Source organism: Acinetobacter sp. 226-1, from assembly GCF_030329325.1.
GTDB classification, from domain to species: Bacteria; Pseudomonadota; Gammaproteobacteria; order Pseudomonadales; family Moraxellaceae; genus Acinetobacter; species Acinetobacter sichuanensis.
The window spans coordinates 169,509-182,024 of record NZ_JACANU010000002.1 but is presented as its reverse complement, the minus strand read 5'-3'; the positions used below and the strand labels follow the sequence as shown (position 1 = coordinate 182,024).

The 12,516-nt window shown below is 35.4% G+C and carries 7 protein-coding genes; 3 read left to right on the top strand and 4 right to left on the bottom strand.

Annotated features, from left to right (window positions below; genetic code table 11):
- Nucleotides 1–69 precede the first annotated feature (69 nt).
- A complete protein-coding gene (locus HX124_RS04305; protein WP_286382054.1) occupies nucleotides 70–3,168 on the bottom strand; it encodes a multidrug efflux RND transporter permease subunit in 3,099 nt (1,032 codons plus the stop codon).
- Between the two features lie 250 nt (nucleotides 3,169–3,418).
- Between HX124_RS04305 and HX124_RS04300 the strand changes: the two genes are divergently transcribed.
- Nucleotides 3,419–4,573, top strand: a complete 1,155-nt coding sequence (locus HX124_RS04300) for a glycerophosphodiester phosphodiesterase (RefSeq protein ID WP_286382053.1) — start codon at nucleotides 3,419–3,421, stop codon at nucleotides 4,571–4,573.
- A gap of 128 nt (nucleotides 4,574–4,701) precedes the next feature.
- On the top strand, nucleotides 4,702–5,076 hold the full coding sequence (locus tag HX124_RS04295; RefSeq protein WP_107007042.1) for a diacylglycerol kinase: 375 nt from the start codon (nucleotides 4,702–4,704) through the stop codon (nucleotides 5,074–5,076).
- Between the two features lie 374 nt (nucleotides 5,077–5,450).
- Here the strand turns inward: HX124_RS04295 and HX124_RS04290 are convergent, their stop codons facing one another.
- A complete protein-coding gene (locus HX124_RS04290) occupies nucleotides 5,451–9,353 on the bottom strand; it encodes a YadA-like family protein (RefSeq protein WP_286382052.1) in 3,903 nt (1,300 codons plus the stop codon).
- 359 nt (nucleotides 9,354–9,712) lie between these two features.
- Here HX124_RS04290 and HX124_RS04285 point away from each other — a divergent pair, with 359 nt between their 5' ends.
- Nucleotides 9,713–10,075, top strand: a complete 363-nt coding sequence (locus HX124_RS04285; RefSeq protein ID WP_286376709.1) for a hypothetical protein — start codon at nucleotides 9,713–9,715, stop codon at nucleotides 10,073–10,075.
- Between the two features lie 331 nt (nucleotides 10,076–10,406).
- Here HX124_RS04285 and groL read toward each other — a convergent pair whose 3' ends face one another.
- Both groL and HX124_RS04275 read right to left on the bottom strand, forming a co-directional pair.
- Nucleotides 10,407–12,041, bottom strand: coding sequence for a chaperonin GroEL (groL, locus tag HX124_RS04280; protein WP_286382051.1), 1,635 nt, complete (start codon nucleotides 12,039–12,041; stop codon nucleotides 10,407–10,409).
- Between the two features lie 71 nt (nucleotides 12,042–12,112).
- On the bottom strand, nucleotides 12,113–12,403 hold the full coding sequence (locus HX124_RS04275) for a co-chaperone GroES (RefSeq protein ID WP_107007039.1): 291 nt from the start codon (nucleotides 12,401–12,403) through the stop codon (nucleotides 12,113–12,115).
- Nucleotides 12,404–12,516 lie beyond the last annotated feature (113 nt).

Sequence of the window (12,516 nt, the reverse complement as noted above, 5' to 3'; positions counted from 1 at the left end):
AATTGACGATAAAAGCAAAAATTGCCCATCAAAGTGAGCAATTTTTAAAATTTTATCGTGAAAAATTGATTATGTTTTTGCTTTTAACTTAAAAATTGAACGTACCATAACATACATAAATGGAATAAAAACAAGAACTAATACCGTACCAAAAATAACACCACCTAAAACACTCACACCAATTTCTTGGCGACTTGCTGCACCTGCACCAAAAGCAAAAACCAGAGGTACAATACCCGCACCAAATGCCAGTGAAGTCATTAAAATTGGACGTAAACGAAGCCCTGCTCCTTCTAAAGCAGCTTGTACAACACTTTGCCCTTTTTCTTGGGCTAATGCAGCAAACTCAACAATTAAAATGGCATTTTTGCACGATAGACCAATTGTGGTGAGCAGTGCAATTTGAAAATAAATGTCATTTGGAAAACCAGCAAAATAACTAAATAAAATATTACCGCCAATCCCTAAAGGAATAGCACTCATCACTGCTGTTGGAATAGACCAACTTTCATAAAGTGCTGCTAAGCATAAAAAAATAAAGCCAATCGAGACTAAATATAATAATAATGCCTGATTACTCGTTTGCTTTTCTTCAAAAGCAACACCACTCCATGCCAAATCTACACCCGAAATTTGACTGACTTGATCATCAATTTCTTGCATAGCTTGACCTGTACTTGATGCTTTTGCCTTATCTGCTTCTAGCTCCAGTGCAGCATAACCATTAAAACGATTAACAACTTCAGGTGCGCCTGACCAACTGACCTCAGAAAAGCTACTAAATGGCACCATTTCATTCAAACTATTACGCACTGACCAATACTGTAAATCTTCAGGTTTGGCACGATAAGGAGCATCACCTTGCATAATGACTTTTTTAATCCGACCACGATCAATAAAATCATTAATATACTTACTTCCCAACGCTGCTGACATGGTGCTATTAATATCAGTAAGCGACAAATTTGATGCCATTGCTGCTTTTTGATCAATTTTAACTTGTAAATTTGCTTTATCAGGTAAGGCTTTTTTATCTAAATTTTCATAATGCATCGCATGTTGTGATGTTTCTTTTAAGGCATTAAATTTCTGTGCTAAAGCATCACGACCTTGCCCATCAATATCACGAAACCAAACTGCAATGCCATTGGTATCTCCTAAACCATTCACCACAGGAGGCATATTGATCATCACTGAAGCAGCTATATTGCTTTTACGAAAGTATTGACTTGCACGCTCACGAATAGCCGTTGCACTATTTGCTTGACCTGTACGCTCATCCCAAGGTTTTAACTTAACAAAACCTTGTGCTAAATGTTGTCCCGTTCCTGCACGATTACGTCCATAACGCAACATCACCAAATCAACATTTTCTTTTTCATGCTCTAAAAAATAACGTCGAACATTTTCACCAACCTCAATCGCTTTAGACATTGGTGCATTATCTTGTAAAGTAATTTGTAAGCTTAGTGTGCCTTGATCTTCACTGGGTAAATAGCTCGTTGGTAAAGCCTTATAAATTAATGTAAAAGTGCCAATTAAACCTATAGCAATAACTAAAGTGATTAATTTATGTTGAATCGTTATTTGTGCAACAGCAATATATTTATTTTTTATAGTCTCTAAGAAATTATTAAAACGTACTGCCCAGTGGTAAGGTTTTACAGTCGGTTTTAACATCAAAGAACATAACGCAGGTGTTAAAATCAATGCCACAGCCAATGAAATTGCCATAGCGGTCACCAGCGTCACTGAAAACTGCCGATAAATTACACCTGTAGAACCGCCAAAAAATGCCATTGGAACAAATACAGCTGTTAAAACTAGTGTGATCCCAATCAAAGCACCACTGATTTCCTGCATAGACTCAATAGAAGCTTGTTTGGCATCCAAACCCTTTTCATGCATTAATCGCTCAACATTCTCAACAACAACAATGGCATCATCAACCAACAAACCAATCGCCAAAACCAAAGCAAATAAAGTTAAGGTATTGATACTCATCCCAAAAACATATAACACAGCCATCGTGCCTAACAACACAACTGGTACAGTCATTGCTGGAATTAAAGTCGCTCGCCAATTTTGTAAAAAGAGAAACATCACAATAATGACCAGCAAAATCGCCTCAAATAAAGTTTTAACGACTTCTTTGATGGACTCTTGCACAAAAGGTGTGTTGTCACGAGGATAGACCAGTTTATAGCCTTGTGGTAATTGCTTAGATAAATGCGTAACTGTTTGCTCAATCAATTTCGACGCTTCTATCGCATTCGCCCCTGAGGCTAAAGAAATTGCCATTCCAGCAGAAGGAAAACCATTAATCGTGTTATAAGCTTGATAATTTTCAGCACCAATTTCAACACGTGCTACATCTTTTAAATAAACAAAACCGCCTGATTGAGTCGATTTCACAATAATGTCATTAAATTCTTCAACCGTTTTTAGGCGTGTCCCTGATGTGACTTTAGCACTTAAATACTGTGTTTCTGCTGTTGGTAAATCACCAATTCCTCCTGCTGCTACTTGAGTATTTTGGGCTTCTACAGCTTTTTGAATATCACTAGGAATTAACTTATATTGTGTGAGTTTATTAGGATCTAGCCAAATACGCATCGCAAATTGTGAACCAAAAACATCTACTTCACCGACCCCTTCAACTCGCGCTAACTCAGATTCTAAATGTGCAGACAAATAATCTGATAGCTCAATATTATTACTACGACGACTTTCATCATATAGCCCAATCACCATATGAGTATCGCCTAACGATTTAAAAACATTGACACCTTGCCGTTGAACATCTTCTGGCAAACGATTAATCACACTATTAATCGAGTTTTGAACCTGAACTTGTGCTGTATCGGGGTCTGTACCATTTTCAAAACTAATATTAATTCGACTACGCCCCGTCGAATCACTACTTGAACTAAAATAAAGTAAATGATCTAAACCTTTGATTTGTTGCTCTAAAATTTGCGTTACACTTTCTTCAACTGTTTCTGCATCTGCTCCCGAATATGTTGTACTAATCGCAATACGTGGTGGTGCTATGTCAGGATAACGCTCAACAGGTAAATTTAATAATGCAAAAAAACCAATTGCCATCACGAAAATAGCAAGAACAAAAGCAAAAATTGGACGAAAAATAAAAAATTTTGAGAGCATCAGATTAGATTCTGTATCAGATAAATATAAAGGTGCAATGTCTTTATAATGAAATCCATTTATATGGATATTCTGTGACTTAACTAAAAAAAACAAGAACTAATAACAGAAAAACTGCGCTTAAAGTGAAATAAGAAGAAAATATGTAGAAACTTAAAAATTATCTTTTGTAACTCAAAATACTTTTTCATTATTCTGCAAAAAAGATCGAGCACATTGCAATGACACAAACAAAACAATAGAGCGAATCATGATTAAAAAAACTGTACTGAGTTTCAGCCTTTTAGCAGCATTAACCGCATGCAATGATGACAATGATGATGACTATTCATCGCCCCCTAAAACCGAGTACCAAGAACCTAAAATCATTATTGTAGGACATCGTGGCGCAAGTGCTTTACGTCCTGAGCATACTTTAGCTTCATATCAAAAAGCGATTGATGATGGTGCAGACTTTATCGAACCTGATCTCGTATCAACAAAAGACGGTGTTTTAGTTGCTCGTCACGAAAATGAAATTGGTGGCACATCAAATATCAGTACACTTAGTCAATTTGCTGACCGTAAAAAAACCAAAATTATTGATGGTACATCACTGACAGGTTGGTTTACCGAAGATTTTACTTTAAGTGAATTAAATCAAATTAAAGCACGTGAACGTATTCCTAAAGAACGCCCAGCAAATACTCAATATAATGATCAATTTGCCATTCCAACCTTAGAGCAAATCATTGAACTTGCTGATCAAAACTATAAAAAAACAGGTAAAATTATTGGTTTATATATTGAAACTAAGCATCCAACTTATTTCCAAAAACAAAATTTGGCGATGGAAGATAATTTACTCAAAACATTAGCAAAATATGAATATACACGTGATATTGCCCCTATTTATCTACAATCATTTGAGGTCAGCAATCTAAAATATTTAAAAGACCAGCTTACACTACATAAAAGTTTGAAACATGCAAAAATTATCCAACTTTATGATGACAAAACAGCACAACCTGCTGACTTTAAAGAACAAAAAAACCAAACTACTTATGCAGACATGGCAACAGCACAAGGTTTAAAAACAGTCTCGTTATATGCAGATGGTGTTGGACCATGGAAACCTTATATTTTTAATGACACATTTACTGCACCTTCAGACTTTGTTAAAAATGCGCATGCTGTTAACTTAAAAGTTCATCCTTATACCTTCCGCCCTGAAAATCATTTTTTAGCACCAAATTTAAAATGTAGCCAAGCAGAAATTGATGCTGCTCAGCGTTGTGAATCTGGTGCAGAAAAAGAGTTTGAAATGTACTTTAAAGCAGGCGTTGATGGCGTATTTACTGATGATCCTGCTTTAGGACGTAAAGCCTTAACGAACTATCAAAAAGCGGATCCATCTCTCAAATAATCTATTTTGCTCAATACATCAAATCGTATTGAGCAATTTTTTCTTTTAAAAGCCAGTAAAATTCAAATTAATGCTCATTTAAGCTTAAACTATGATAATTCAAACTATTCTTATTATTTTCCAAACTTATGAGTCTCTATTCTCCCCAAAAAGGTAAAACTGGTTTTAAACGCATCCTAAATGCAACAGGCTATTCTTTAGCTGGATTTAAAGCTGCTTACCAAAATGAAGCTGCTTTTCGGCAAATTATTTTTTTAAATATTATTCTTATTCCAATCACTTTTTTTTTAGATATTAGTGCTATTGAACAAGCATTAATGGTTGCTGTCTGCCTCTTTGCTATTATTGTTGAATTATTTAATTCGGCACTAGAGGCTGTTGTAGATCGTATCTCTTTAGAGCAACATCCACTTTCAAAAAATGCAAAAGACATGGGGAGCGCAGCACAGTTTGTTGCTCTGTCTATTATTTTTAGTACATGGTGTATTATTTTATTTTTATAAAAATTTTGATCCAATTTTCCATTAAAATCTAAAAATTCAGATAAATTTAAAACTTAACTAAACAACACTATCACATAAGACATGGATGTCACCGTTGAGCGAAGCTGATCTCAATATCCTACGAAACTTCGCCTTTTATTTCTAATAAAGAATTTTTTATTCTTTTGCAGAATATCCTCTTTCTTTAAAATGAGACACCATCCATACAAATGAATATGAACCTTGCAATACAAATTGAGAAAATACCAAACAATAGTCTTACCCAATTTATTTGCCAACAAAAATATATTTAAAAAAAAATCAATGAATTATTTTTATCCATAAAAAATCCCCGCATGAAGCGAGGATTTTTTTATTTTAGATGAAAAACTTAATTATTTGCCACCAAATACGTAAGATACACCAATTCGACCGCCAACTTCGCTACCACCAGCAACACCGATTGCACCACTTAGAGATGTACGACCATCACCAAATACTGTAGTTACACCTAAAGCACCTGCTGATTCACCTTCATAGTGACCTACACCACCAAACACAGCAAACTGACCTGGTTGGATATTAGGAACTGGTTGTTGAGCAGCTAATGCAATTGCGATACCACGATAAGCAGTTGATTCAACATCATCTACACGACGATTCAAATCAGATGCAAATGAACGAACTTGCCCCATATTTGCAGCATCAGAGTCAACAACACCATTTGCAACATTACCAATTACTTTATTACCAGCATTTAAGCCTTTATCAGCATTGATCGTAACATCACCAACTTTGATTTCACCAGCTTTAATTGAAGTAGAACCTACAACTGTAGTTGTTGCTTTACCAGCAGCATCTGTTGTAATTTTTTCTTCAGTTAATGTAATACCTTGAACATTATCTACACGAGTTTCAGATTTTGCTGTAGAAGTTTTGTCCGCTGCAACTTTAGTTTCAGTACGATTAATAGTATCTGACTCAAAAGTATTGAACTTATCTGCTACTGAAGTTTGTGTTTTAGCAACTACAGTTTTTCCACCATCTGCTGCCGTAATCGTTTCAGAGCCATAAACTTTTGCAGTAGCACTTTCATCTGTACGTTGGGTTACATCGCTACCACGTGTAATACTAATATCTGTCGTTTTACCGTCAGTACCAGTTTGTTTTAATGCTTCTGTACGCTCAGAAGTATTTGTTTGTTTCACATCTTGTGATGCCAACAAGCCCATATCTGTGTTATTTACAACATTATGTGCTTTCGTTGCTTGCGTGTATGTATAACCAGACTTATCTTTGTTACTTACTACAGTTTCAAAATTAGACTCAGCTTTTTTCTCTGTTTCAATTTTTTGATCTGCTTGATATACAAGATCTTCAGCCTTAGCAGAACCTTTAGATGCTGTTGTTCTAGCATCTGTTACAACTTTTTCAGTTCCATTAGACTCTGTAATTGTTGAACTAGTTAATGCATTTTTACCTTCTTGGTAATTTACAGCAGTTGTTTTTGCATTGTCAGTATATTCATACGTCTCTGCAACAACAGCTTCACCTTTCGCATTTAGCTCATAAGTTTTTCCACTACCTTCTTGTGAATTTGTTTTTACAGAATCACGATATTTATCACTTTGACCATGATTATAAAGTGTTACATCATCTGTAGACTTATTCGTTTGAGTAACAACAGTACCATCTTTATAAGTATCTTTTAAGCTAGAAGAAGCTTGTTCAGATTTTTTATAAGCTACAGCACCTGTTTGGTAAACATTTTCATCTACCTTTTTAGCACCAGTTGTTTCACGAACAGCTTCAATTGATGCAGTTTTAGGTTCTTGACGTGAAACCACATCTCGACCTAATTCGTCTTTAGCAAGAATACCATTCGTTGCTGATAACGCTTTACCATCTTCGTCTACGCCATAATATGGTGTATTTACAAGATCAATAAGACCTGATTCTTTTTTAGATGCAGTTTCATTCGTTGCAATTGTACGATCAAGAGTATTCTTACCTTCAGCATATTGTGTTGCTGCAAGCGAACTATCAGATTTGTCATACGCAGTAACATTACCCTTCGCATCTGTAGACTGATTGTTTTTTGCTGCTGTAGAAGTAGAACTCCACACTTTTTCTTGACCAGCTTGATATTGCTGTAAAGATGCCTTACCTGAACTTGACTCAGTATCTGTACCTAATACAACTACATTACCTTTTGAATCTAGCTCATAGTTTGTATGCGTGCTTTCTTTATTATATGCTTGTGTTGTTTCACGATCTAAAGCATTTTTACCAGTCGCATATAACTTAACAGTTTCTTCTTTTGAGTCCTTATTTGAATCATAAACGATTTTGCCATCTTTTGATGTCGTTGCATTTTCGCTTGATTCTTTTGCATTTAAATCATAAACAGTAGCATTACTATGATCTACATTTTCTTTATAGTCATGAGATGATTTGCTAGTAACAACTGTAGCTACTTTGATATCTTGTGTTTCATCACCTTTACCATTCGTAAATGTAACTTCACTACGAATATCATTACCATCTAGATCTTTACCAAGTACAACATAATAACGTTGCTTACCATTTTCATCTTTCCAAGATTGAATTTGGTCTTCTGTAATCTCTTTACCTTGATTCAGTACGATGTGTCCATTTATTTCATTAATTTGGATATCATTAGTTGAACCAATTTGGTCATTAATTGAATCTTCAATAGTTAGAGCAACAGTACCCGCTTTAAATGTCGACTCACTGCCTGGCTTAGTTACAATTGAACCAACATTTTTAGTTCCTAACTGCTTGCTATCAAACGTTGCTTGATCAACTAACACACGATTAACTTCAATATTTTCTTGTTGGCTACGTTTATAGTCAGCAGAATCATTTGAAGTCGTTTTAGTATGTGCTACGAAACCATCAGCATAAGTTTTAGTTTCGCTAGATGATGATTTATCAACAGATTTTTGTACTGCTGAATCTGTATAACGTGTAGAGCCACCATTATTAAAGATTTCATAATCTTTACCTTGGTTTTTACCAGCCGTATATTGTGTTGGTTGATATTCTGAATCAAAACTTTCATTTGATGTTTCAGTTGCAGTTGTAAATGCTACAGTTGGTTTACCATTGGTTAAAACATACTCACCTTTAGCATTTTTAACAAATTCACGATTTGTTAATTTTGTCGTAGAACTTGAAGAACGTTCAAAAGCTAAATTACTTAAACCATCTTTATATTCTTTATTCGAGTCTGAAGAAGTCGAATTATTTACATAATTAAAGTTATCAAGTAATGAAGTTGACGTTTGTTCTGTTTTAGATGTTGAACTTTCATCTACTTTTAATGCAGCAACATCATCATAGCTTGTACTTTTGTCTGTAAACGCTGTTTTAGTATTAACAACTTTAGACTCATCTAAAGACTTCTTGTCAGCACTTAAGCTATAACCTGCAACTTCACCTTTCTCATTATGAGCATAATCAGTATTTACTGTTTCAGAAGTTACACTGTTTTCAGAAACTGAAAGACGACCAGCTGTATCTTGGCTTACATTTTTTCCAGCTGTGTTAACTTTTGACTTAAAGTTAACATCACTAGTATTTGTTTCTTCCGCCACAGTACCAGTACTAATAAACTGTCCCGCGATTTCTTTACCATTCGCATCACGTTTTGCTTCAGATTTTAAATCTGTAACTTTAGTTTGTGATTCACGAGACGTTGCACGTGCATCAGCTGATGTATAAGCTGTATTTACAGTTTTATTATAATAACTTTGTTTGATTGCATTATTTACTTTAGCTAAGTCATCAGCACTGAACTCAAAAGAACTATCTTTTGTACGTTGTTCAGAATCTTTAACCTCTGCACCTTTATCATTTAGCTGCACACGTGTATTTGCAGTACGAGTTACTAAACCACTTTGTTGAGTATTTTGTGAAATCACTTCTGAACGGCTGAGTTGAGTATTTGCATCAGTAACTTTGTCATTGGTTGTCGTACTTGATGTCGCTACTTCACCTTTACGTGTTTCTGTATAAGCATATTGTTGATAATTAACACCATTATCTTCAACTTTTTTACCAGCCACTTTTGCAGTAGCAGATTCAATTTTATCACTATTCGCTATTTCAGTTGTTAGTGGATTGCCTTTGGTATCTACAGTACCACTTGTTTGATCATATGCCCCTAGTTTTGTATCCGTTGCTGGACGATAGCTATAATCGGCAGCGATTGTTGCGCTAGATAAAGTTGCAATTGCAAGTGCAAGTGAAGTTTTTTTCATTACTAATTTCATATATAAATCCTGCTGAATACTTTTATATCAACGTTGTTCAAGCACATATAACTTCTAATAAGTATTTATTGTAGAAGTTAGACATTTTTTGTTTCCCATGGAGGATTCTAATATTGCTTTATATTTTTATCAATCAAAACTTGATGGAATATTTAAATATTACTTGATACGTGGTTTTTATTTTCTTATATCTTTATAAGTTAAATATCTAATTAACAATAAGTTAATATTTTTAAATAGTTTTTTATCTTTTTGTATATAAATCTTGGTTTTTTAATCTTATGTTCTTATAATTAAAAAAGTTTTTATTTCACCAAATATCTCCTAACGTATATTTTTAAAGGATTTTTCACTTGATTATGGATAAAATTAATGAAAAAAAAGCATTTAGTGAACGACTAAAATCAAGTCTAGAGAACCTTAATTATTCTTGTGGTCCCACTTTCTTATGTAGAGAATTTAACCTACGTTATTCAGGTTCACCGATTAGTACACAAACAGCACATAATTGGTTAAATGGAAATGCTATCCCTAGCCAAGAAAAACTACAAATTTTAGCAGTATGGTTACAGGTGAGTAGTGAGTGGCTAAGATTTGGACAGCAATCTTCTGAATTTTCAGGTAGCCAACACATGTACCTTTCATCTATTGATGCTAAATTTCAGCGACTTGCTCCAAAACAACAGCAGCTCATTATGGACTTAATTGATAGTTTACTGTAAGACTTTCTATTTTTGATTCCCCTAGCTGTAACTTTAAGTACATATTTTCTGACTCCAATTTCTTAATTTTATTTAAGTTCTCAACAATCATTGCATATAAATGTTTTAATTCATCTTTATGAATTGTGGTTAATTGATCATTATCTTTAAGTGAGTTCAAGTGGCACCTCTCTTTTTTATTATTAAATTAAAAAATTCTTAAAATTTCCTCTACAAATTAAATCAAATTTTGATTTACTTCAAGCTTTTTTATTAAACAATACCTTTTAAGTATGCATAAAAAATCCCCGCTAAAAGCAGGGATTTTTTAATCAATGATTGCGCTGATGAATTACATCATGCCGCCCATACCACCCATGCCACCCATATCAGGCATAGCTGGTTTATCTTCTGGAATGTCAGTGATCATTGCTTCTGTAGTCAACATCAAACCAGCAACAGATGCAGCATGTTCAAGTGCAGAACGTGTTACTTTGGCTGGGTCAAGAATACCCATTTCAAGCATATCGCCATACTCTGAAGTTGCAGCGTTATAACCAAAGTTACCTTCACCATTTTTCACTGCATTGATCACAACTGAAGGCTCATCACCTGCGTTTGCAACGATTTGACGAAGTGGCGCTTCAATCGCACGACGTAAAATATTTACACCTACATTTTGATCATCGTTTGCACCAGTTACGCCATCAAGTGCTTTTGCTGCACGTACAAGCGCAACACCACCACCCGCAACCACACCTTCTTCAACCGCAGCACGCGTTGCATGAAGCGCATCGTCAACACGGTCTTTCTTCTCTTTCATTTCAACTTCAGTTGCAGCACCGATTTTGATCACTGCAACACCGCCTGCCAATTTAGCAACACGTTCTTGAAGTTTTTCTTTGTCGTATTCTGAAGTTGATTCTTCGATTTGCGCACGGATTTGAGTTACACGCTCTGCAATTTGAGCAGCATCACCTGCACCATCAACAATTACAGTGTTTTCTTTAGAAACTGTGATTTTGTGTGCTGTACCTAAATCTTGAAGAGAAGCTTGCTCTAAAGTCATGCCCACTTCTTCAGAAATCACAGTCGCACCAGTCAAAATCGCGATGTCTTGAAGCATAGCTTTACGACGATCACCAAAACCAGGCGCTTTAACTGCACATACTTTGATAATACCGCGCATGTTGTTCACAACAAGTGTTGCCAACGCTTCGCCTTCAACATCTTCAGCGATGATTAAAAGCGGTTTACCTGTTTTTGCAACAGCTTCTAAAACTGTAATCAATTCACGGATATTGCTTACTTTTTTATCAACAAGCAGAATGAACGGATTTTCAAGTTCAGCAGTCAAAGTATCTTGTTTGTTGGCAAAGTACGGGCTGATATAACCACGGTCAAACTGCATACCTTCTACAACGTCAAGCGCATCTTCGAAGCCTGAACCTTCTTCAACGGTAATTACGCCTTCTTTACCAACGCGTTCCATTGCCTGAGCAATGAGTTTACCTACAGTTTCATCAGAGTTTGCAGAAATTGAACCCACTTGTTCAATCGCTTTGGTATCTGACGCAGGTTTAGCAGTTGCTTTGATCTCAGCAACCAATGCTTTAACAGCAAGATCGATCCCGCGTTTTAAATCCATTGGGTTCATACCTGCAGTTACAGATTTGATCCCTTCGTTTAAGATTGCTTGCGCAAGTACAGTCGCTGTCGTTGTACCGTCACCCGCGATGTCATTGGTTTTTGAAGAAACTTCACGAACCAATTGAGCACCCATGTTTTCGAACTTGTCTTTTAAAGTGATTTCTTTGGCAACTGTTACACCATCTTTAGTGATGTGCGGCGCACCGAAAGAACGGTCAATTACAACGTTACGACCTTTAGGACCTAAAGTTACTTTTACTGCATCTGCAAGTGTATTTACACCCGCAATCATTTTTGAACGCGCTGAATCACCAAATTTTACATCTTTAGCTGACATGCTAAACTCCAAATATTTTTAAATTTTTAACAATTTGATTTGTTTAAAAAAGCCACAATAAACTGCGTAAATTAGCCTTCAAGTACCGCTAAAATATCTGACTCTTTCATGACTAGAAGTTCTTCGCCATCTACTTTCACTTTAGTACCAGCATATGCACCAAACAATACGTTATCGCCTACTTTTACATCCAAAGCACGTACACCATTGTCAGTAATTTTGCCGTTACCTACAGCAATGATTTCACCTTGAGCTGGTTGTTCAGCAGCTGAAGTACTCAAGATTAAACCACCCGCAGTTTTAGTTTCCTTTTCTACACGGCGAATGACTACGTTTTCATGTAAAGGACGAATCTTGCTCATTTCTAACTCCATAGACATTAAATAATGTCATTGATTACGAGGTGAAGATGACTTCTTATTCCTAGGTCATCGACAAATTTTTGATATGACACTTTTGTGGGGATGGAAATAAT

What these genes read in the sequence shown, in the direction of transcription:
- HX124_RS04305 (WP_286382054.1), bottom strand. Translation starts at nt 3,168, where the DNA reads ATGCTCTCAAAATTTTTTATTTTTCGTCCAATTTTTGCTTTTGTTCTT.
- HX124_RS04285 (WP_286376709.1), top strand. Translation starts at nt 9,713, where the DNA reads ATGGATAAAATTAATGAAAAAAAAGCATTTAGTGAACGACTAAAATCA.
- HX124_RS04295 (WP_107007042.1), top strand. Translation starts at nt 4,702, where the DNA reads ATGAGTCTCTATTCTCCCCAAAAAGGTAAAACTGGTTTTAAACGCATC.
- groL (WP_286382051.1), bottom strand. Translation starts at nt 12,041, where the DNA reads ATGTCAGCTAAAGATGTAAAATTTGGTGATTCAGCGCGTTCAAAAATG.
- HX124_RS04290 (WP_286382052.1), bottom strand. Translation starts at nt 9,353, where the DNA reads ATGAAATTAGTAATGAAAAAAACTTCACTTGCACTTGCAATTGCAACT.
- HX124_RS04300 (WP_286382053.1), top strand. Translation starts at nt 3,419, where the DNA reads ATGATTAAAAAAACTGTACTGAGTTTCAGCCTTTTAGCAGCATTAACC.
- HX124_RS04275 (WP_107007039.1), bottom strand. Translation starts at nt 12,403, where the DNA reads ATGAGCAAGATTCGTCCTTTACATGAAAACGTAGTCATTCGCCGTGTA.